Raw genomic sequence first — 20,808 nt, 5'->3', positions numbered from 1 at the left:
GCGGCGATGCAACGGAACGGATTCAGACTGTTGGTGCTGGCGGCATTGATACTGTCAGTGTGTGTGATTGGTCTGGGGGCGTACACCCGCCTGACCGAAGCCGGGCTGGGCTGCCCGGACTGGCCCGGTTGTTACGGTTTTGCCGGGGTACCGAAAACCGATGTCCACCAGGAACTGGCTGCCGCCCGCTATCCCCATGCCCCGTTGGAAGTTCACAAAGCCTGGAATGAAATGCTGCACCGCTATGTTGCCGGTACGCTGGGCATCATGATCCTGGCGATTAATGTGCTGGCCTGGCGGCGGCTGGAGCGTCCCCGGGGGTTACCGGCCTGCCTGCTGGTGACCGTGGTTTTTCAGGCTATGCTCGGGATGTGGACCGTAACCCTTTCGCTGATGCCGGTGGTGGTGATGGGCCACCTGCTCGGAGGCTTTACCACGGCTTCGTTGCTGTTGGTGCTGTGGCTGCGATTGCGGCCGTTACCGATGCCCCGTTCGCCGTCGCGATCCCAGCTGCGTCCATCATCGCCGTTTGCGTCATCAACGGCCTCTGCTGGGGCATTGTCGCTGTTTGCTCTGCTCGGGCTGGCCGTCGTCATCGGCCAGATTGCGCTCGGCGGCTGGACTGCCGCCAATTATGCCGCTGTGGTGTGTACCCAGTTGCCGCTGTGTGAAGTGGACTGGCAACAGAGCTTCGACAGCAGCGCGTTTTCACTGATTCAGCCGGTGCACGACAGCTATCAGTACGGGGTGCTGGATTATCAGCAGCGGGTCACGATTCACGTTACCCACCGGATTGGTGCCGCTGTTACCACACTGGTGCTGTTACTGCTGGCCTGGCAACTGTGGCGGCACTCGGCGTTGCGCCAGCTGGCACTGTTGATGCTGGGGGTGTTGTGCGGCCAGGTTGCGCTGGGCATTACCAATGTTGTGGCCAGCCTGCCGCTGGGTGTGGCGGTGGCGCATAACCTGACCGGGATGGCGTTGTTACTGGTGCTGGTGGCCGTCAATGTGCAGGTGTTCTGGCTGCGCCGCCCGACTCGGCACTGGCAGGGCTCTGCCGCCCGGTTGCACTGAATGTGTTGTTTGATGATGTCCCAAGGAAAGGCAAAGGAGGGCAAATATGGCCAAAGCTGAGATTGTTGCCAAACGCAGTACCCGAACCTGGAGTGGACATCGGGTCTGGCAGGATTATCTGACCATGACCAAGCCTAAAGTGGTGGCGATGCTGCTGCTCACGGCTCTGGTCGGGATGTGTCTGGCTGTACCGGGAATTCCGCCGGTCAAAGCGGTGACGCTTGGGTTGTTGGGAATTGGGCTGCAATCGGCCGCAGCGGCGGCTTTTAATCACGTGCTCGATCGGCATTTCGATGCCAAGATGGCGCGTACCTACCACCGGCCGCTGGCGAAAGGCCGGGTGGAGACCCACAAAGCGGTGCTGTTCGCCACGGCGTTGATGGTTGCGGGCTTTGCTGTCCTGTGGCAGCTCAACGCCTTGACGGCCTGGCTGACGTTTGCCAGTCTGGTCGGCTATGCTCTGATTTACACCGTATGGCTGAAGCATGCCACTCCCCAGAATATCGTGATCGGCGGACTGGCCGGGGCGGCGCCGCCGCTGTTGGGCTGGACCGCCGTCACCGGCCAGTTTGATCCTCATGCGCTGCTGCTGGTGATGCTGGTGTTTACCTGGACACCGCCGCACTTCTGGGCGCTGGCCATTCACCGCCGCGATGATTACGCCAAGGCCGGGATCCCGATGCTGCCGGTCACGCACGGCATCGCGTTTACCAAAACCATGGTGTTGCTGTATACCGTGATACTGGCGCTGGTGGGGCTGCTACCCTGGCTGACGGGCATGAGCGGCTGGCTGTATCTGGCCGGCAGCAGTGTGCTCAATGCCGGCTTTATTGGGTATGCCCTGAAGCTGAAATTTGCGGATCAGCCCGGCCATGCCTGGGCGACCTTCAAATATTCTATCTGGCACCTGCTGGCCCTGTTTGTGGTGTTGTTGGCCGACCACTGGCTGATCAGTCTGCTGGCGCGCTAGTCGCTGTGTGCCTGTTCGAGCGCTTTCTGCTGCACATCAGTTTTGCTGAGGGCAGGATGTGCTTGCCATTCCTAAACGCCAAGGCTTCCGCTGACTGAGGCCTTGGCTGTTTCATCTTGTTTTTCCAGGATTGCTCTCCCTGGATTCCTTTACCGTCCGGGTTTCCTCGTATCCCCCTATCATTGGGGCTTGCCGCGGGTGATCACTGCTGGTAAGCACTTAGCTGATCAGTGGCATAGAGAAGCGTGTGCATGACGGCGCTGACATGCCGGGGTGGCATGCGTTTCAGGCTGAACTCAGTATAATGTGCAGTCTGAATCTAAGGGTCGAGGTGATTGTGCTCAACGCGTTGCGAGATATGTCTTTACACCGCCAGGTTTTTGCCCTGGCGCTTCCTATGGTGTTGTCCAACATCACAGTGCCCCTGCTGGGGCTGGTGGATGCGGCGGTGATTGGTCACCTCGATCAGGCCTGGTATCTGGGCGGTGTCGCGGTCGGCAGCACCATGATTAACGTGACTTTCTGGCTGTTGGGCTTCCTGCGGATGGCGACCACCGGGCTGAGTGCCCAGGCGTACGGTGCATCGGATAAGTCGGCACAGGCCGCTGTGTTCCTGCAAGGACTGGCACTGGCCTGGCTACTGGCACTGGTGCTGATTATTTTCCATAACCCGGTGGCCGATCTGGTGTTCCAGTTCAGTGATGCCAGTGCCGAGGTCAAACAGTACGCGGCGCAGTATTTCTCGATCAGGATCTGGGGCGCGCCGGCTGCGCTGGCCAACTTTGTCATCATGGGTTGGCTGCTCGGCAGCCAGAATGCGCGTCTGCCGATGTGGCTGCTGATCGTCACCAACGTGGTCAATATCGTGCTTGATGTACTGTTCGTGGTCGGACTGAACTGGAAAGTGCAGGGGGCGGCGCTGGCGTCGGTGATGGCCGATTACAGCGGGCTGGCGCTGGGGCTGTGGTTTGTGTCCCGGCAATGGCTGGCGCAGGCCCTGCCGCCGTGGCGCGAAAAACTGGGGACGATCCGCGAAGGCACGGGGCGTCTGCTCAAGCTGAACCGGGACATTTTTTTACGCAGCTTGTGCCTGCAGCTGGCCTTTACGTTTATGACGTTTCAGGGCGCAACCCTGGGGGATGATATCGTCGCGGCCAATGCGGTGCTGATGAGCTTTCTGATGCTGGTTTCTTACGCGATGGATGGCTTTGCTTATGCGATGGAAGCGATGGTTGGTAAGGCGATCGGTGCCCGGAACCGACAGGAACTGGGACGCACGCTGGTGGGCACCACTTTCTGGAGCCTGGTGATCTCGCTGCTGCTGACGCTGGTGTTTGCGTTCGGGGGCGGTGCGATTATCGCCCTGATATCTGACATCCCGGCCGTGCAGCAGGAAGCCGCGCTTTACCTGCCGTGGCTGGCGGCGGTGCCGCTGGTGTCGATGTGGTGTTTCCTGCTCGACGGCATCTTTATCGGGGCGACCCGGGGCCGGGAAATGCGCAACAGTATGGTGGTCGCCACCAGCAGCTTTTTTGCGTTCTGGTGGTTGCTGTCTGACTGGGGGAACCATGCGCTGTGGGCGGCGATGCTCGGTTTCTTGGCGATGCGCGGCATTGGCCTGGCTGTAATATTTGCTTACCAATGGCAAAAAAATATTTTTCTGGAACCTTTTAGTGCAAACAAATAGTTAGCTACCACATGTCAAATCCGTTCAATAATTCGGCAAAAAATGCTACCCATGGGCGGGAGTTCATGGTTAAAATGCGAACAATCTTTGCTGTTTAGGAGGATGGATGAGGAAAGCGGTCATTGGACTTTTTTTGACGATTCTGATGCTAGGCTGGGTGGCTCCTGCTTCTGCCAGCATCCAGGGCAAAACCTATAATGTCACCGCCACAGCTTACAATTCAGTGCGCGCACAAACCCAAGGTAACCCGACAGTTGCCGCCTGGGGTGACCGACTTAAACCGGGCATGAAGGCGATTGCGATTTCCCGGGACTTGCTGGGACGGGGTTTTAAGCGAGGCACGAAAGTGAAAATCTCCGGGTTACCGGGTGAGTATGTGGTACTGGACAAGATGGGGCGCCGCTGGCAAAACAAGATTGATATCTACATGGGTAAAGATATCCATGCTGCCAGAAACTGGGGACGTCGAAAGGTCACTATCACAGTGGTGGAAGTGTAGGAACCAGCCACAACCTGAAAAAATAACTGCTCTGCATGCACAATGATACATGATAAAGAACAGCTACTTTTTCAGATTGATGACACAAAAAAGCGAGAGCTCAGGCTCTCGCTTTTTTTATCTAACAATACTTACTCGTGTAAGGCGGAGTAAGATTGCTTAGTAGTAAGAGTGCTCGCCACGGGCGTGCTCAGTGATGTCACGCACGCCGGTCAGTTCGCCTTCGAACTGCGCCAGCAGCTCTTTCTCGATCCCTTCTTTCAGGGTCACGTCAACCATTGAACAGCCGTTACAGCCGCCACCGAACTGCAGAATGGCAACGCCATCTTCCGTAATTTCAGACAGGGACACATTACCGCCGTGGCCAGCCAGCTGCGGGTTCACCTGGGTCTGGATCACGTAATCCACGCGCTCCATCAGTGAAGCATCATCCGACACTTTGCGGATTTTGGCATTGGGCGCTTTCAGGGTCAGCTGAGAGCCCATTTTGTCAGCGACAAAATCGATCTCGGCATCTTCCAGGAATGGCAGGCTCAGCTCATCGATATACGCCGAGAACATACCGAATTTGATTTCGGTGTCTGACGCTTCGATTGCTTCCGGCGGACAGTAGGATACGCCGCACTCAGCACTTTGCGTACCAGGGTTAACCACGAACACGCGGATGTTAGTGCCTTCCGGCTGTTGGGCCAGAAGTTTAACGAAGTGCTCTTGAGCACTTTCAGAAATAGTAATCATAGACACGACGTAATACCTGACTTAATTAGTAAGATTAATTCTATTCTACTCCTTGCTGCTCTTTCTATCACCCCCTAATCGACGTAACTATGATTTCGCCACATAAAACCGTGACTTTGCAGGTTATTTCCCTGCGGGGGTATAGCACAGGCAGTAGATGTCCACACGTTCGACGCCTTCAGCCAGCAGCAGGCGAGTGAGAACCGACAGTGTACTGCCGGTGGTGACCACATCATCCACTAGGGCAACATGGGATGGCAAGGGGCTTGATGGCCGGACAATGGGCTTTCGCAGGCGAAAAGCATCCCGCAAGTTAGTCTGACGCTGGGCTTTGTTCAGCTGGTGCTGTGCCGGATTATGCCGTGTCCGCCGCAATAGGTCAGGCTGACACCGGCTGCCGGTGGCCTCCGCAATCGCCGTGGCGAGCAGAGTACTCTGGTTGAAACTGCGGGTCAGCTGACGCCAGGGGTGCAGCGGAACCGGCAACAGCAGAGGGGCTGGCTCGGGGATCGCCTGCGCCAGCAAGGTGCCTAACGGGCGGGCCAACCAGAACTGATGGCCGAATTTGAACTTATGTACCAGCTGGCGCAGTGGAAACCGATATTCGCCCAGCCGGTAACAGCGTTGCCACGGTGGCGGACGGGTCAGGCAGCGACCGCAATACTCGGTCATGGTGAGGGTGGTTGTACCGCAACCGTGGCAGTATGGGGTGCGCGGAAAGCGAGCCAGGCACGGCTGACACCAGTGCTGATCCGGCGTGTCGACTGGCAGCCGGCACAACATACAGCGGTGATGACGGTGCAGAAAGTTGGTGATTTGAAATAATGGCGATACCATCTTGACCATCCCGTGGCGCAACAGAGAAAGGAAGTTTACATGACAGCCAAGCTACACTGGCATACGCAGGGCCAAGGTTCCGATCTGGTTCTCATTCATGGTTGGGGCATGAACGGTGCTGTCTGGCAGCAGATCCTGCCGCAACTGGCTGAGCACTGCCGGGTGCATGTGGTGGATCTGCCCGGCTACGGACACAGCCATGCGCTGCTTGCCGAGCAGATTGAGGAAATGACCGATATGGTGCTGGCCTCGGCCCCCGAGCAGGCCACCTGGCTGGGCTGGTCGTTAGGCGGTCTGGTCGCCAAACAAGCGGCGTTGCGCGCGCCTGAGCGAGTCTCGCGGCTGGTGACGGTGGCCAGCTCCCCCCGGTTTTCCGCCCGGGAAACCTGGCGCGGGATCAAACCGGATGTGCTGGCTGATTTTCGTCGTCAGCTGGATGACGACTTCCATACCACGGTTGAGCGGTTTATGGCGCTGCAGGCGATGGGCAGTCCGACGGCGAGGCAGGATATCAAACGCCTGAAAGAAGCCGTGCTGTCTCGTCCTGCGCCGAATCCGCAGGCGTTGGCCAATGGCCTGAAAATTCTGGCAGAGGTGGACTTGCGTGATCAGCTGGCCGATTTGCAGCAACCCTGGCTGCGGTTGTATGGCCGACTGGACGGGCTGGTTCCGGCAAAAGTCGCCCACGACCTGGACACGCTGGCCCCGCAATCGCAGCGGGAAATCTTCGCGTCGGCGTCACATGCTCCGTTTATTTCCCATCCTGAGGCATTTCTTGAGGTGCTCACCGACTTTTTAGCCGCTAACCACTGATAAGCTGCAATAATGCCGGTGATTCACTGCATTTTTTCGCGTGATGGCCGATAACGGGTAACAAGCGGTTGCTCTTGGTCCCGGAGCGGCCATAATGATAGATGTAACGATAATAAACACAGCCACTTACTTGCGGTTGGCCTGAGTGGGCTGACCGGTGGCATCGCCTAATCACTGGATGGCGGCGCGGTGCTGAAGTGCCGCCCGGCCGTTAATGCCCGGAGCATTGCACCCCGATGATCGTCTCCCCTGTCCAAGTCGGCGCCCCTACGGTCGCGCCGTCTGTGAATCCGCCGACCGAGCAGGTTGCACGGGACAACCGGGTGCGCGAAAAAATTGTGCCGCCGGCCAGTATGGCGGCTGCCGGGCAGGAAAAGCCGGTAACCAGTGAAGAAAAGCAGATGAAAAAGCCGTCCTGGGATCCGAGTGAACACCCGGATTACTCAGACTTGCCCGGTTCTGAGCAGCATTACGGCTACCGCGACGAACTGGAGCAACTGGTGAAAGTGCTGTCGGCAGACCGCTATATGGCGGACAGCAAAGACCTGGGGTATGCCATGCACATCAAATTGCCGCGGGAATTGCTGGAGGCGCTGGCATTGATCAGCCAGGCGGAACGCACCAAGGGTGTGGTGGCCCATAAATACGCGCAGGCGACGTTGCCCAATCCACCGACGGAGTATCTGGTAAAGATATAGCGACGCAGGCATCCCGCTGCTGATGTATCGGAACGGGTCAGCGGATGAGCCGCCGACGGACGGAAAAATAAAAAAGAGCTGACAGTCATGCCGGCTCTTTTTTCGTTTATTGTCGCAGTAAATGGCTGCCGGTAATGGCGTTACTTCTTCTTGGCGTTCGCAAAGGCCGCCGCAAAAGCACCGCCCATGGCGCCATTCGTCGCATTGCCCGCCGCATTGCCTGATGCATTGTGCTGGCCGTTGCCTTGCGACGAACGGGACGGGTTCTGGCGGGGTGACTGGCCTTGCGGTTTACGAGCCGGTTTTTCCTGGCCAGGCTCATCGCTGAGGCGCATTGACATGCCGATCCGCTTGCGCTGCAGATCCACTTCCATCACCTTAACCTTGACGATGTCACCGGCTTTCACCACTTCGCGCGGATCCGCCACGAATTTGTCGGATAGCGCCGAGATGTGCACCAGACCATCCTGATGGACACCGACATCGACAAACGCACCGAAGTTGGTCACGTTAGTGATCACGCCTTCCAGTACCATGCCCGGGATCAGGTCTTTGACTTCATGCACGCCTTCGGCAAATGTCGCGGTCTTGAACTCCGGACGCGGGTCACGGCCCGGTTTGTCCAGCTCGCGAATGATGTCAGTGACGGTCGGCAGACCAAACTGCTCATCGGTGTAATCGGCCGGTTTCAGGCTCTTGAGGAAGTCACTGTTGCCGATAATGGCATCCAGCGCCTTGTCGTTCGCAGCGGCGATATTTTTCACCACGGCGTAAGATTCCGGGTGAACCGCCGAGCTGTCGAGCGGGTTCTTACCGTTCATGATGCGTAGGAAGCCGGCACACTGCTCAAACGCTTTAGGGCCCAGACGGGCGACTTTCTTCAGCGTGGTGCGGGACTCAAAACGGCCATTTTCATCACGGTAATTCACGATGTTCTGCGCGATCGTACCGTTCAGGCCAGCCACGCGGGTCAGTAGTGCCGGGGACGCCGTATTCACGTCAACGCCAACGGCGTTTACACAGTCTTCCACCACCGCATCCAGACGCTTGGCCAGCATGCTCTGGCTGACATCGTGCTGGTATTGGCCCACCCCTATAGATTTCGGATCGATTTTCACCAGCTCGGCCAGCGGGTCTTGCAGACGGCGGCCAATTGACACCGCGCCGCGCAGGGACACATCCAGGTTCGGGAATTCGTTGGCGGCCAGCTCCGATGCAGAGTACACCGAAGCCCCCGCTTCGCTCACCATCACGCTCTGGATCTTCAGGTTGTTTTCTTTCAGCAGGGTCGCGACAAAGCTGTCGGTTTCACGTGAAGCGGTGCCGTTACCAATCGCGATCAAATCCACGTTGTGCTTGGCGATCAGGGCCAGTACCGTTGCCGCCGACTGGGCCACTTGACGCTGTGGCTGGTGGGGATAAATGGTCGCGGTATCGAGCAGCTTACCGGTCTGATCGACCACCGCCACTTTACAGCCGGTCCGCAGACCCGGGTCCAGGGCCAGGGTGATGCGCGGGCCCGCCGGAGCAGCCATCAGCAAGTCTTTTAGGTTATCGGCAAATACCTGCATCGCGCCGTCTTCGGCTTTCTCGCGCAGGGCCGCCATCAGCTCGGTCTCCAGGTGCATCAGGATTTTGATGCGCCATGCCCAGCTGATCACCTGTTTGCGCCAACTGTCTGCCGGCTGGGTACCTGGCTTCACGCCATAATGATCGGCAATGATGACTTCACAGTAAGAGCTGCGCCCCCCTTCTTCCTGATCCGGATCGGCGTTCAGGGCCAGTTGCAGCACGCCTTCGTTACGGCCGCGGAACAGCGCTAGTGCGCGGTGGGACGGGATGTTTTTCAGCGGCTCATTGTATTCAAAGTAATCTTTAAACTTCGCGCCTTCGTGCTCTTTGCCTGCCACTACGCGGGAGGTCAGTTCGGCCTGGCCCTGCAGGTGACGGCGGATTTTTTCCAGCAGCGCCGCGTCTTCCGCGAAACGCTCCATCAGAATAGCGCGGGCACCATCCAGGACGGCTTTGCTGTCGGCAAAGCCTTTATCGGCATCAATGAATGCTTCAGCAGCGGTTTCCGGCGTCTGGCTCGGATCTGCCCACAGGCTGTCGGCCAGCGGTTCCAGACCCGCTTCAATGGCGATTTGCCCTTTGGTACGGCGCTTGGGTTTGTAAGGCAGATAAAGGTCTTCAAGGCGGGTTTTGCTGTCAGCGGCACGTAGCTCGGCTTCCAGCTCCGGAGTCAGCTTACCCTGCTCGCCGATAGATTTCAGAATCACCTGGCGGCGGTCTTCCATTTCGCGCAGGTAGCCCAGGCGGGATTCCAGATTACGCAGCTGGGTGTCGTCCAGCCCACCAGTGACTTCCTTACGGTAACGGGCGATAAAAGGCACGGTGTTACCGTCATCGAGCAAGGCAATCGCCGCATTCACCTGTTCCTGGCGAACACTCAGTTCCTGGGCAATCGTCTGGTTGATCGTGTAGCTCATCCGTTGTTTCTCATGTTGTCGTTTAAGGTCCCATTCTACGGGTGAACGGGGCACAGGCAAGGTGTGGCATGTAAGAAGCGTGTCAGTACGTGACGTCAGTGCCGGGTTTACTGATAGCGGATGCTGTTGACGAACCACTCTTTTTTGCCGGTCGGGGTAGTGACTTCGAATTCGTCATCGACTTCTTTCTTGAGCAGGGCCCGGGCCATCGGGGAGTCAATCGAGATGTAGTCATTGCGGCCGTAAATTTCGTCCGGGCCGACGATGCGGAAGGCTTTGACTTCACCGGCCTCGTTCTCAATTTCCACCCAGGCACCAAAGAACACTTTGCCGTCCTGCTGCGGGGAATAGTCCACCACCTGAACCAGCTCCAGTCGCTTGCGCAGGTAGCGTACCCGGCGGTCGATTTCACGCAGGCGTTTTTTGTTGTACTGGTAGTCCGCGTTCTCTGAGCGGTCACCCAGACTGGCCGCCCAGGTCACTTTTTTGGTGACTTCCGGACGTTCTTCTTTCCACAGAAAATCCAGCTCTTGCTTGAGTTTGTTGTAGCCCTCACGGGTGATCAGGTTGGTTTTCATTACCGGCCATGCTCCTGTTGGTTCGCGGCGATGCGGTTGACCTTCAATGCTCTGATCTTCCGTCGCTTGCCCGGGAAGATCAAGGTTCCTGATTCTGAGTTCGTTAGTTTTGGATAGTTCCTTGAATTTCAGGTAGTTTAGGTGGCAGGCATGTCCGGCTGAGCTTGACCATACTAAGTAAAGTGTTGAGCGAGGTTTGCCGGACATAAACGGTAACAATTTTGCGGGTATTTTCGCGGCAAAATTCAGCGAGTCGCAGGGAGGCTCGAGTACACTATGCCCGTGCCTACCGATGTAAGTAAGGTGAGATATGCAGGAAAATTACAAGATTCTGGTTGTTGATGATGATATGCGCCTGCGTGCGCTGCTGGAGCGTTACCTGTCTGAGCAGGGCTTTCAGGTGCGAAGCGTGGCCAACGGCGAGCAGATGGACCGCCTGTTATCACGTGAAACGTTCCACCTGATGGTGCTGGATTTGATGTTGCCGGGCGAGGATGGCCTGTCGATCTGCCGCCGTCTGCGTAATGCCAACAATATGCTGCCGATCCTGATGCTGACCGCCAAGGGCGATGAGGTTGACCGTATCGTGGGGCTGGAAGTGGGCGCGGATGACTACCTGCCGAAGCCGTTTAATCCGCGTGAGCTGCTGGCCCGTATCCGTGCAGTACTGCGTCGCCAGACGGTCGAAGCACCGGGTGCACCGAGTGCTGACAGCAAGATTATCGAATTTGGTGAGTTCCGCCTCAACCTGGGAACTCGTGAAATGTTCCGTGGTGACGAAGCGATGCCGCTGACCTCCGGGGAGTTTGCCGTGCTGAAGGCGCTGGTGACCAATGCCCGTGAACCGATGTCCCGCGATAAGCTGATGAACATGGCCCGCGGCCGTGAATATTCGGCGATGGAGCGCTCGATTGACGTCCAGATTTCCCGTCTGCGCCGGATGATCGAGGAAGACCCGAGCCGTCCGCGTTATATCCAGACCGTTTGGGGGCTGGGGTATGTGTTTGTACCGGACGGCAATGAGGCGTAAGCCATGCGATTGTCGCCGCGCAGTACCTTTACCCGGACGCTAATCCTGCTGGCTGGCCTGTTAATTGCCAGCCAGATTTTTTCTTACCTGGCCGTGCTGAATTATGCGCTGTTGCCCAGCTTGCAGCAGTTCAACCGCATTCTCGCCTATGAAGTGCGGTTGATGCTCAAAGAAGACGTTGAGCTGGCTGACGGCCATACGTTTCATCTGGATACGCCGTTGCGCCGGCAACTGCTGGAACAGCTGGGGGTAACCCTGCACGCCGAAGACGGCAGTGATCCGATTGCTGATGGTGAGCTGCAGGAATTCGAGCAGGCCACGGTCATCGAATACCTCAGCGAGGAAATGAGCAACGAGCTGGAATCACCGACTGAGGTGCGGCTGGTGCTCGGGGCTGACAGCTATGTGCTGTGGCTGAAAAGCGATTCGATTCCCGGCTACCTGATGCGGATTCCGCTGTCGGAGTTGCAGGAAGATGACTTTTCACCACTGTTTAACTACAGCCTGATCATTGCCTTTATGGTGATTGCTGGCGGCTGGCTGTTTATCCGTATTCAGAACCGCCCGCTGGTGGCACTGGAGCAGGCGGCGCTGCAGGTTGCCCGCGGTGAGTCGCCGCCGGTACTGCCGGAGCGGGGAGCCTCAGAAATCCGTGCTGTGACCAAAGCCTTCAACCGGATGGCGGAAGGCATCAAGCAGCTGGAAGATGACCGGGCGTTGTTGCTGGCCGGGGTCAGCCATGACTTGCGTACCCCGTTGACCCGAATTCGTCTGGCGACGGAGATGATGTCGCCGGAAGACGGTTATCTGGCTGAAAGCATGATTAAAGACACGGAAGAGTGTAATGCGATCATCAGTCAGTTTATGGAGTACCTCAAATCGACCCAGAAACTGTCTGAGGCTGAAGCGCTGGATCTGAACGGATTGTTGTGTGAAGTGGCCGAAGCGGAAGGCGGTTATGAGCGTCAGATTGAGCTCGCGCTGGACGCGATTCCCGGTGTGGTGCTTGGCAATGGCGTGTCGATTAAGCGCCTGGTGGCCAACCTGGTGGTCAATGCGCTGCGTTATGGCAATGGCTGGGTCAAAATTTCCAGTGGTGCCACTGCGGATCGTACCTGTGCCTGGTTCTGCGTCGAAGATGACGGGCCGGGGATTGAGCCGGATCAGGTGGCCAAGATGTTCCAGCCGCTGACCCGGGGCGATACCGCACGCGGTAATGAAACGGAAGGGACCGGACTGGGGCTGGCGATCGTCAAGCGAATTGTCGACCAGCACGAAGGCAGCATTCAGGTCAGTAACCGCAGTGAAGGCGGATTACGGATTCAGATTGGTTTGCCGCTGGTGATGAAAAAGCACTGATTGCCAGAACCAGAACCAGAACCAGAACCAGAACCAGAACGAAACGCCAGCCGGGTGTGAAACCGACACTCTGGCCCATAAAAAAGCGAGCCCCGTTGGGGCTCGCTTTTTTTGTCTCCAGTGTTATCTGCAGGCGTTGCCAGCGTCAGGCTCTTTTCAGTTCTTGCGCTCAGTGCTTTTCTTCCGGCAAAACCAGATTCAGCACAATCGCGGTGATACCACCGGCAGCCATCCCGGAAGACAGGATGCTCTTAACGATATCCGGCATGAACTGTAGGATTTCCGGCTTCTGGGCGATCCCCAGACCCATGGAGAACGACAGCGCCATGATCAGGATGGCACGGCGGTCCAGCTCGCAGCGTGAAATGATGCGCACGCCAGAGGCCGCGATGGTGCCGAACATCACGATGGTGGCGCCGCCCAGTACCGGTTCCGGGATCAGCTGCACCAGATTGGCAACGCCCGGCAGCAGACCCAGCAGGATAAGCATGCCAGCCACAAAGTAACCGATATAGCGGCTGGCTACGCCAGTCAGCTGGATAATGCCGTTGTTCTGGCTGAATGTGGAGTTCGGGAAGCTGTTCAGCACTGCAGCCAGGGCGGAGTTGATGCCGTCTGCCAGTACGCCGCCTTTGATGCGTTTGAGGTACACCGGCCCGGCAACCGGCTGCTCAGAGGTTTCTGATGTCGCTGTTATATCCCCGATGGCTTCCAGTGAGGTGATGGCAAAGACAATCACCAGCGGGATCAGCAGTCCCCAGTCAAAGCCCAGGCCGTACTGCATTGGCATTGGAATGGCCACCAGATCGGTTTCAGCCATACGGCTGGTATCGACCATCCCGCTCATCCAGGCCAGCAAGGTACCGGCAGCCATGGCGAGCACAATGGATGAAACGCGCAGGTATGGGTTTTTCACCCGGTTGAGCAGCACAATCAGACCCAGAACGGTCCCGGCCAGCATCAGGTTATCCAGGCTGCCGAAGCTGCCACTTTCAATTGCGGCATAGCCGCCGCCCATTGAGGTCAGGCCAATCTGAATCAGGGTCAGGCCAATCAGGGTCACGACAATGCCGGACACCAGCGGGGTGATAATACGCTGGGCATACTGCAGCACCCGCGAGATGAATACTTCGGTCAGCGAGGCCAGCAGAATCGTACCGAAAATGGCGGCCATCATGGTCGGGATATCTGCGCCACCGGCTTTCAGTGCCAGGCCGGCACCGATAATCGGACCGAGAAAGTTGAAGCTGGTGCCCTGGATGGACAACAGGCCGGAACCGACCGGACCAAAGGTGCGGATCTGGATAAACGAGGCAATCCCCGAGGCGAACAATGACATGCTGACGATGGTGTTAGTATCGCTGGCCGGCAGCCCGAGTGCCTGACAGATGATCAGCGACGGGGTGATCACCGCCACAAACATGGCCAGCAGGTGCTGGGTTGCGGCAAACAGAGTTTGGGGAAGCGGCGGACGGTCTTCCAGTCGATAAATCAGATCAGATTTACGCGGCGTCTCAATAGCGCTGTGTTGGCGTGTCATGGCCCTTGGGTTCCTGTGCTGGGTTGCTGTTTTCCCGCCGGTAACGCTGAATGGGTTACCCGCTGTGTGGTTCGGATACTTTCTGTGATTGCTGTTAGTCAGAACCGAAATCCCACAGGGAATCAGAGGATGAATAAAAGTTGGCCGCTATTGTAGAGATCTCTCACTAAAAAGCAAACGTTTGCGCAGTTGCCAAAGGAAACGGCGAACAGAAATGGCGGAACAAAAATGTAAAAGTGAAGTGCAACAGCGTTGTGCAGAAGGAAAGGGCGGCAAGGATTAACGTTGGACACGGTCAGACGGTGGCAGTGCCAGTTGTCAGCGATTAGCGACTGTGCTGGGTGGCTATGATTGATGACTATGAATGGAAGCCGTGCTCGGGGACAGGGTTTGGGGGCACTGGTCGGAAGGGGGAACGGGTGCCGGGGCAAGCCAGGCACCAGCTATGATCAGGCGTTGGAGTAATTTTCCCGTTGTCCCAGCCAGCGGTCGATAATGGCCTTGGCATTCTCCGGGTAATGGTCGTGCAGGTAACGCGCCAGCCGCTGAACCTCGGGGATCAGATGCTGATCGCGGACTAAGTCGGCGACTTTAAAGTCGGCAATGCCGGTCTGTTTAGTTCCCAGCAGTTCACCGGGGCCACGGATTTCCAGATCGCGCTGGGCAATCACAAAGCCATCACTGCTTTCCCGCAGGACGCCGAGGCGCTTCTGGGCGGTTTTTGACAGCGGAGCATGGTAGAGCAGCACACAATGGCTGGCGACGCTCCCCCGGCCGACCCGTCCCCGGAGCTGGTGGAGCTGAGCCAGACCGAGCCGTTCGGGGTTTTCGATGATCATCAAGCTGGCGTTGGGGACATCGACGCCGACCTCAATCACCGTGGTAGCCACCAACAAGTGCAGCTCACCGTCTTTAAAGCGCTGCATCACGGCTTGCTTCTCGGCTGGTTTCATCCGGCCGTGCACCAGCCCGATGTTGAGTTCCGGCAACTGGGCCGTCAGCTCATCGGCGGTGTCGGACGCCGCCTGGGCTTCGAGCACTTCTGACTCGTCGATCAGGGTACAGACCCAGTAAGCCTGACGCCCTTCACTGAGGCAGGCGCCCCGAATCCGGTTGATGATGTCGGCGCGGCGTGAATCGGGCAGGGCGACGGTCTGGATCGGGGTACGTCCTGGCGGCAGTTCGTCAATGACCGAGGTTTCCAGATCGGCGTAGGCCGTCATGGCGAGAGTACGCGGAATCGGGGTCGCGGTCATGATTAACTGGTGGGGATAACGGCCCTGGTGGGCCCCTTTTTCCCGTAGTTCCAGCCGCTGGTGCACGCCGAAGCGGTGTTGCTCATCGATGATCACCAGTGCCAGGTTGTGAAACTGGACCTGCTCCTGGAACAGGGCGTGGGTGCCGACCACCATTTTGGCCTCGCCGCTTTCAATCCGGGTAAGCTCGCTGTCGCGGGCCTTGCCTTTGAGCTTGCCCGCCAGCCAGCCCACCTCAATCCCTAACGGATTGAGCCAGCTGGCAAAGTTAATCGCGTGCTGCTCGGCCAGCAGCTCGGTCGGGGCCATCAGTGCGACCTGAAAACCGTGCTCGATTGCCCGCAGGGCAGCCAAGGCTGCGACCAGGGTTTTGCCAGAGCCGACATCCCCCTGAACCAGACGCATCATCGGGTGAGGTTGGGCCATATCCCGCTCAATGTCCGCCACGACCCGCTGTTGAGCACCGGTCGGGCTGAACGGCAGTCCGGCCAGCAGTTGTTGCTTCAGGGTATCTTGCGTGGCTAATGGCCAGGCAGCATGGCGCTGGCTTTTCTGGCGCACCGCCAGCATCGACAGGTTCTGGGCCAGCAGCTCTTCGAGGATCAGCCGCCGCTGGGCCGGGTGTTTTCCCTCTTCCAGTTGGTCAAGCGAGACATCCGGTGTCGGACGGTGCATCACATGGAGTGCCTGCGCCAGAGTCATCTGGCGGTCGTACAGCCCTTCCGGCAGCAACTCGCGTACCGCAGCTTTGTCGAGCAGGCCCAGAGCCTGATCGGTCAGGCTGCGCAGGGTCAGTTGGCGTAGGCCGTCGGTAGTGGGATAGACCGGGGTGAGGGTCTCTTCCACACTCAGCTCGGTAGGCTCGGAGAAGACCCGGTAATCCGGATGAATGATTTCCAGTCCGTACTTGCCGCGTTTGATTTCGCCGTAAGCTTTCACCTGCTTGCCGTCAGCCAGGCTGTTTTTCATCGCGGCATTGAAATTGAAAAAACGCAGGGTGGCGGAGCCGGTCTGGTCGCTGATTTTCACCGTCAGCATTTTGCGTTTGCCGAAGGTGATGTTGCTGTTCAGCACCTCGCCCTGGATTGTCAGGTACTGGCCGGGCATGGCACTGGCAATCGGCCAGATCCGGGTACGGTCCTCATAGCGGAGCGGCAGGTGAAACAGCAGGTCCTGCACCGTGCGCAGACCTATCTTGTCCAATTTTTCGGCCATTTTTGCCCCGACACCGGAAAGTTCAGTAAGGGCGATAGTATCTAATAGTTGTCCGCTCATCGCTGGGTCCGTCTCAGATCATTGGCGTTTTTTGCGTTTCGGTTCAATCGCCTGAATTTTCTGCCACCAGGCTTCATCGGCCACAATCTGGCCGTCTTCATCCAGGGGCGGGTATGGCATGCCTTTGCGTTGTGCCACCTTGGCCAGCACCGGGTGACCCCGTTCAAACAGAATGCGGTGTACCACGTCGTCAGGCAACAGGGTGGTGTCGCGATCATACATCCCGGCCTGCTGGCGCTGGCGCTGGGCTTCATACAGGATGAGTGCGCTGGCGACCGATACGTTCAGTGACTGTACCATACCTACCATCGGGATGATGATATCCTGATCGGCAAGCGCCAGGGCTTCCGAGGTGATCCCATTTTTTTCGCCGCCGAGAATAATGGCGGTCGGTTTGGTGTAATCCACCTCACGAAAGTCGATGGCGGTGTCAGACAGGTGGGTGGCCAGCACCTGCATGCCCTGGTCTTTGAGGGCAGCAATGGCATCGACCATGGTGTCATGCGTTTCCAGCTCAACCCAGTTGCGGGCACCGGCTGAGGTGTGGCTCAGTACGCGCATGTTTTCTTGCGGCCACACGGCGTGCACCTTATGGACCCCGACGGCGTCGGCGGTGCGGATGATGGCGGAAACGTTATTGGGTTTGTGGACTTCTTCCATGCACACCGTGAGATCCGGCTGGCGGGTGGCAAGGACTGTCTGGATGCGTTGGAAGCGATCTGGTGTCATGGTATTGGTGTCTGTTTAAAGAAAACGCCCGGAAGCGGGCGTTTTACAGTTTATCGGGTTCACAGAACCGGCTCAGTTTTTCTGTCGCGAGACGCGGACCACGTTCGGCATGACCCGGATCCGGCGCATGATATTGGCCAGGTGGATACGCCCCTTGGTCGTCAGGCGTACTGTAATGGTGTACAGGCGGCCGTCTTTCTCTTCGGTTGACAGTCCCTGAATGTTGGAACCGGTCGCAGCAATGGTGTTGGTCAGATCCGCCAGGGCACCTTGATGGTTCTGCATGTCCACTTTCAGGATGGTGACAAACTCCTGCTCGAACTCGTCACTCCACTCCACCGGCATGTATTTGTCCGGCTCTCTCTGGTAACCACGGATGTTGGCACACTCTTCACGGTGAATCACCAGCCCTTTACCCGGGCTGACATGCGCCATGATCGGGTCGCCGTGAATCGGGTGACAGCAGTTGGCAAAGGTCAGCAGAATACCGTCGGCCCCGCGGATTGGCAGGCGCTTGTTGTTCGCCCCACCGCTGACAGCTGGGTCACCGGCTTCTGACGGCTCTTCGACATTGCCCAGCAGGCGGCGGGCAATCACGACGCTCATCAGTTTACCCAGACCAATTTCGGCCAGCAGTTCTTCGCGGTTGTCCAGACGCAGATCGGTCAGTACCTTGTGCAGGTTTTCCGGCTCAATCTGATCAATGTTCAGCGCGCCCAGCGCGTGATTGAGCAAGCGACGGCCGAGAATAATGGACTCTTCCCGACGCATGGTTTTCAGCACTTGACGAATCTTGGTGCGGGCCCGAGAGGTCACTACATAGTTGAGCCAGGCAGCGTTCGGGCGGGCTCCCGGCGCGCTGATGATCTCCACGGTCTGGCCGTTTTTCAGCGGTTTGCTCAGTGGGTATGGCTGACGCTCTACCCGGGCACCGACACAGGCGTTACCGACATCGGTATGCACGGCATAGGCGAAATCGACCGCTGTGGCACCAACCGGCAGTTCAACGATCCGGCCTTTCGGGGTGAAAACGTAAATCTCATCCGGAAACAGATCGGATTTTACGTTCTCGATAAATTCAAAGGAGCTGCCAGCGCTTTGCTGCAGTTCGAGCAGGCTTTGCATCCAGCGCTGGGCTTTGACCTGCGCAGTGGTGCCGGAGCTTTCGCCGTCTTTGTACGCCCAGTGAGCGGCGACCCCTTTGTCGGCCATCTGATCCATATCTTCGGTACGGATCTGCACTTCCACCGGCACCCCGTGCGGGCCCACCAGTGAGGTGTGAAGCGACTGGTAGCCGTTGGCTTTCGGGATGGCGATGTAGTCTTTCATCCGGCTCGGACGCGGCTTGTACAGGTTATGCACCTGACCCAGTACGCGATAGCAGGTATCGAGATCTTTCACCAGCACCCGGAAGGCATAGATGTCCATGATGGAGTGGAAGCGCTGCTCCTTGTTCTTCATCTTGTTGTAGATGGAGTACAGGTTCTTCTCGCGTCCCAGCACCTTGCCATTGATCCCCGCGTCTTCGAGGCGACCCTCGATTTCGGCGTGAATCTTGTTGATCATTTCTTTACGGTTGCCACGCGCGGCTGCCACGACTTCTTTCAGCACGCGGTAGCGGTTCGGGTACAGGGCTTCGAAACCCAGCTCTTCCAGCTCGGTTTTGATGTTGTGAATACCCAGGCGGTGTGCCAGCGGAGAGAAAATCTCCAGGGTTTCGCGGGCAATGCGGCGACGTTTGTCAGGGCGCAGGGCACCCAGGGTACGCATGTTGTGCGTCCGGTCGGCCAGCTTGATCAGGATAACGCGGATGTCATGGGCCATGGCCATGATCATCTTGCGGAAGTTCTCGGCTTGCGCTTCTTTGCGGTCACGGAACTTCAGTTTGTCCAGCTTGGAGACGCCATCCACCAGTTCGGCCACGGTACAGCCAAAACGGCTGGCGAGGTCTTCTTTGGTGACATCGGTGTCTTCAATCACATCATGGAGAAGGGCGGCCATCAGGGTTTCGTAGTCCAGGCGCATTTCGGCCAGGATACGAGCGACAGCAATAGGGTGGATGATGTAAGGTTCGCCGCTGGAGCGGGTTTGCCCTTCGTGGGCATCACGCGCAACGAGATAGGCCTGCCTGAGAGCCTCAATCTGAGTCTCAGGCAGGTATTCAGTTACGACTTCTTTCAGGCTATCAAAAAGATACAATGCGCCCGGTTCCCTGAATTAACGGTTGTCGCCGGCAATAGCGCTAACTGCGGCTAGCTCTGCTGCTTCCTGCTCTTGAATTTCCTGACGCTCACGGGCATCCAGGATATCTTTAGTGATCAGGCCTTCTTCGATTTCACGCAGTGCGATCACTGTGTACTTGTCGTTTTCTTCCGGAACCAGTGGATCCTTACCGCCAGTTTGCATCTGACGAGCGCGGCGTGCCGCAATTTGAATGAGATCGAAACGGTTGCCAATTTTATCAACAGCGTCTTGAACGGTTACGCGTGCCATGGAGGACTCCAGTGGTAATTAAGTAAAGATGGAAAATTGTACAAAAATAGTTACTGTTCTGCCAATAGGGCATTGAGCATGCTGTTATATTTAGCAGCTTGCTTATCTTGCTTCAATCTTTCAGCACGGATAATGGCTTTAAAATCCATCAAGGCAACGTCGAAATCATCGTTAACGATCACATAATCGTATTCGTTGTAGTGCGAGATTTCAGAACGGGCTTCCTGCATCCGGCGCTCAATAATGGCAGCACTATCCTGGCCACGGGCATTCAGGCGACGCTCCAGCTCTTCTTTCGAAGGCGGCAGGATAAACAGGCTTTTTGCTGCTGGCATTTGCTTACGGATCTGACGGGCACCCTGCCAGTCGATGTCCAGGAATACGTCGATTCCCTTGTTCAGCTGCTCTTCAATCCAGAGACGGGAAGTGCCATAGAAGTTGCCAAACACTTCGGCATGCTCCAGAAACGCACCTTGCTCGGCCAGCTCGGTAAATTCTTCTACGCTAACGAAATTGTAATGAACACCGTGGTTTTCCCCTGGGCGCATGCCACGCGTGGTGTGCGACACGGATACTTTCATGTCATAGGTCGGGTTGGTTTCCAGCAGAGCGTTGATCAAACTGGATTTGCCTGCACCACTCGGCGCCGACACGATGTAAAGAGTACCTTTGCTCATTGCCTGTTTTCACTCAGTGATAGAAGGGCGCGCAGATTATCATGAACTGCGGCTAATTGAAATTGG

General features: G+C 57.4%; 18 protein-coding genes. 8 read left to right on the top strand and 10 right to left on the bottom strand.

Annotated features, from left to right (window positions below; translation table 11 throughout):
• Positions 1 to 6: 6 nt before the first annotated feature.
• The 4 genes from C9I92_RS19900 (at position 7) to C9I92_RS19885 (ending at position 4,230) form a co-directional block, all read left to right on the top strand.
• Positions 7 to 1,074 (top strand): COX15/CtaA family protein, encoded by a 1,068-nt coding sequence (locus C9I92_RS19900; protein ID WP_047887252.1) that lies wholly within the window; start codon positions 7 to 9, stop codon positions 1,072 to 1,074.
• Between the two features lie 46 nt (positions 1,075 to 1,120).
• The gene (cyoE, locus tag C9I92_RS19895) at positions 1,121 to 2,044 is read left to right on the top strand and encodes a heme o synthase (protein ID WP_047887251.1); all 924 of its coding nucleotides are present in this window, start codon (positions 1,121 to 1,123) and stop codon (positions 2,042 to 2,044) included.
• Positions 2,045 to 2,381: 337 nt separating this feature from the next.
• Positions 2,382 to 3,731, top strand: a complete 1,350-nt coding sequence (gene dinF, locus C9I92_RS19890) for an MATE family efflux transporter DinF (protein WP_047887329.1) — start codon at positions 2,382 to 2,384, stop codon at positions 3,729 to 3,731.
• Between the two features lie 106 nt (positions 3,732 to 3,837).
• Positions 3,838 to 4,230, top strand: coding sequence for a 3D domain-containing protein (locus C9I92_RS19885; RefSeq protein ID WP_047887250.1), 393 nt, complete (start codon positions 3,838 to 3,840; stop codon positions 4,228 to 4,230).
• Between the two features lie 159 nt (positions 4,231 to 4,389).
• Here the strand turns inward: C9I92_RS19885 and nfuA are convergent, their stop codons facing one another.
• Together nfuA and C9I92_RS19875 are read right to left on the bottom strand one after the other, a co-directional pair.
• Positions 4,390 to 4,968, bottom strand: a complete 579-nt coding sequence (gene nfuA / locus C9I92_RS19880) for a Fe-S biogenesis protein NfuA (RefSeq protein ID WP_047887249.1) — start codon at positions 4,966 to 4,968, stop codon at positions 4,390 to 4,392.
• Positions 4,969 to 5,091: 123 nt separating this feature from the next.
• Positions 5,092 to 5,805: a ComF family protein gene (locus C9I92_RS19875; RefSeq protein ID WP_084712684.1), complete on the bottom strand. Its 714-nt coding sequence runs from the start codon at positions 5,803 to 5,805 to the stop codon at positions 5,092 to 5,094.
• Positions 5,806 to 5,844: 39 nt separating this feature from the next.
• On the opposite strand from C9I92_RS19875, the gene bioH reads away from it, so the two are divergent.
• Together bioH and C9I92_RS19865 are read left to right on the top strand one after the other, a co-directional pair.
• Entirely contained in the window at positions 5,845 to 6,618 is a 774-nt protein-coding gene (gene bioH / locus C9I92_RS19870) for a pimeloyl-ACP methyl ester esterase BioH (RefSeq protein ID WP_047887247.1), read from the top strand.
• Positions 6,619 to 6,854: 236 nt separating this feature from the next.
• On the top strand, positions 6,855 to 7,316 hold the full coding sequence (locus C9I92_RS19865; RefSeq protein WP_047887246.1) for a hypothetical protein: 462 nt from the start codon (positions 6,855 to 6,857) through the stop codon (positions 7,314 to 7,316).
• Between the two features lie 140 nt (positions 7,317 to 7,456).
• On the opposite strand, the gene C9I92_RS19860 is transcribed toward C9I92_RS19865, so the two are convergent.
• On the bottom strand, positions 7,457 to 9,805 hold the full coding sequence (locus tag C9I92_RS19860) for a Tex family protein (protein ID WP_047887245.1): 2,349 nt from the start codon (positions 9,803 to 9,805) through the stop codon (positions 7,457 to 7,459).
• Positions 9,806 to 9,912: 107 nt separating this feature from the next.
• A complete protein-coding gene (gene greB / locus C9I92_RS19855) occupies positions 9,913 to 10,383 on the bottom strand; it encodes a transcription elongation factor GreB (RefSeq protein ID WP_047887244.1) in 471 nt (156 codons plus the stop codon).
• A 310-nt stretch (positions 10,384 to 10,693) separates the two neighbouring features.
• Here greB and ompR point away from each other — a divergent pair, with 310 nt between their 5' ends.
• On the top strand, positions 10,694 to 11,413 hold the full coding sequence (ompR, locus tag C9I92_RS19850; protein WP_047887243.1) for an osmolarity response regulator transcription factor OmpR: 720 nt from the start codon (positions 10,694 to 10,696) through the stop codon (positions 11,411 to 11,413).
• 3 nt (positions 11,414 to 11,416) lie between these two features.
• On the top strand, positions 11,417 to 12,772 hold the full coding sequence (envZ, locus tag C9I92_RS19845) for a two-component system sensor histidine kinase EnvZ (protein ID WP_047887242.1): 1,356 nt from the start codon (positions 11,417 to 11,419) through the stop codon (positions 12,770 to 12,772).
• Between the two features lie 169 nt (positions 12,773 to 12,941).
• On the opposite strand, the gene C9I92_RS19840 is transcribed toward envZ, so the two are convergent.
• The 6 genes from C9I92_RS19840 to gmk form a co-directional block, all read right to left on the bottom strand.
• Complete coding sequence (locus C9I92_RS19840) at positions 12,942 to 14,312, bottom strand: uracil-xanthine permease family protein (protein ID WP_047887241.1); 1,371 nt, start codon at positions 14,310 to 14,312, stop codon at positions 12,942 to 12,944.
• Between the two features lie 449 nt (positions 14,313 to 14,761).
• Positions 14,762 to 16,843 (bottom strand): ATP-dependent DNA helicase RecG, encoded by a 2,082-nt coding sequence (gene recG / locus C9I92_RS19835; RefSeq protein ID WP_047887240.1) that lies wholly within the window; start codon positions 16,841 to 16,843, stop codon positions 14,762 to 14,764.
• Positions 16,844 to 16,861: 18 nt separating this feature from the next.
• Complete coding sequence (trmH, locus tag C9I92_RS19830) at positions 16,862 to 17,572, bottom strand: tRNA (guanosine(18)-2'-O)-methyltransferase TrmH (RefSeq protein ID WP_047887239.1); 711 nt, start codon at positions 17,570 to 17,572, stop codon at positions 16,862 to 16,864.
• A gap of 72 nt (positions 17,573 to 17,644) precedes the next feature.
• Positions 17,645 to 19,771, bottom strand: a complete 2,127-nt coding sequence (gene spoT / locus C9I92_RS19825; RefSeq protein ID WP_047887238.1) for a bifunctional GTP diphosphokinase/guanosine-3',5'-bis pyrophosphate 3'-pyrophosphohydrolase — start codon at positions 19,769 to 19,771, stop codon at positions 17,645 to 17,647.
• Positions 19,772 to 19,789: 18 nt separating this feature from the next.
• Positions 19,790 to 20,065 carry a DNA-directed RNA polymerase subunit omega gene (gene rpoZ / locus C9I92_RS19820; protein ID WP_047887237.1) on the bottom strand — a complete coding sequence of 92 codons (276 nt, stop codon included), beginning with the start codon at positions 20,063 to 20,065 and terminating at the stop codon, positions 19,790 to 19,792.
• A 50-nt stretch (positions 20,066 to 20,115) separates the two neighbouring features.
• A complete protein-coding gene (gmk, locus tag C9I92_RS19815; RefSeq protein ID WP_047887236.1) occupies positions 20,116 to 20,742 on the bottom strand; it encodes a guanylate kinase in 627 nt (208 codons plus the stop codon).
• Between the last annotated feature and the right edge of the window lie 66 nt (positions 20,743 to 20,808).

The sequence above is a fragment of the Photobacterium ganghwense genome, from assembly GCF_003025595.1.
In the GTDB taxonomy this organism is placed as follows: domain Bacteria; phylum Pseudomonadota; class Gammaproteobacteria; order Enterobacterales; family Vibrionaceae; genus Photobacterium; species Photobacterium ganghwense.
Note: the sequence above shows the minus strand (reverse complement) of the source record. Positions and strands in the feature narration are given on the sequence as shown.

Bases quoted from the DNA above. Each gene is read 5' to 3' on its own strand.
- C9I92_RS19900 (WP_047887252.1), top strand. From the start codon at position 7: ATGCAACGGAACGGATTCAGACTGTTGGTGCTGGCGGCATTGATACTG.
- cyoE (WP_047887251.1), top strand. From the start codon at position 1,121: ATGGCCAAAGCTGAGATTGTTGCCAAACGCAGTACCCGAACCTGGAGT.
- C9I92_RS19885 (WP_047887250.1), top strand. From the start codon at position 3,838: ATGAGGAAAGCGGTCATTGGACTTTTTTTGACGATTCTGATGCTAGGC.
- nfuA (WP_047887249.1), bottom strand. From the start codon at position 4,968: ATGATTACTATTTCTGAAAGTGCTCAAGAGCACTTCGTTAAACTTCTG.
- C9I92_RS19875 (WP_084712684.1), bottom strand. From the start codon at position 5,805: ATGGTATCGCCATTATTTCAAATCACCAACTTTCTGCACCGTCATCAC.
- bioH (WP_047887247.1), top strand. From the start codon at position 5,845: ATGACAGCCAAGCTACACTGGCATACGCAGGGCCAAGGTTCCGATCTG.
- C9I92_RS19865 (WP_047887246.1), top strand. From the start codon at position 6,855: ATGATCGTCTCCCCTGTCCAAGTCGGCGCCCCTACGGTCGCGCCGTCT.
- C9I92_RS19860 (WP_047887245.1), bottom strand. From the start codon at position 9,805: ATGAGCTACACGATCAACCAGACGATTGCCCAGGAACTGAGTGTTCGC.
- greB (WP_047887244.1), bottom strand. From the start codon at position 10,383: ATGAAAACCAACCTGATCACCCGTGAGGGCTACAACAAACTCAAGCAA.
- ompR (WP_047887243.1), top strand. From the start codon at position 10,694: ATGCAGGAAAATTACAAGATTCTGGTTGTTGATGATGATATGCGCCTG.
- envZ (WP_047887242.1), top strand. From the start codon at position 11,417: ATGCGATTGTCGCCGCGCAGTACCTTTACCCGGACGCTAATCCTGCTG.
- C9I92_RS19840 (WP_047887241.1), bottom strand. From the start codon at position 14,312: ATGACACGCCAACACAGCGCTATTGAGACGCCGCGTAAATCTGATCTG.
- recG (WP_047887240.1), bottom strand. From the start codon at position 16,843: ATGAGCGGACAACTATTAGATACTATCGCCCTTACTGAACTTTCCGGT.
- trmH (WP_047887239.1), bottom strand. From the start codon at position 17,572: ATGACACCAGATCGCTTCCAACGCATCCAGACAGTCCTTGCCACCCGC.
- rpoZ (WP_047887237.1), bottom strand. From the start codon at position 20,065: ATGGCACGCGTAACCGTTCAAGACGCTGTTGATAAAATTGGCAACCGT.
- gmk (WP_047887236.1), bottom strand. From the start codon at position 20,742: ATGAGCAAAGGTACTCTTTACATCGTGTCGGCGCCGAGTGGTGCAGGC.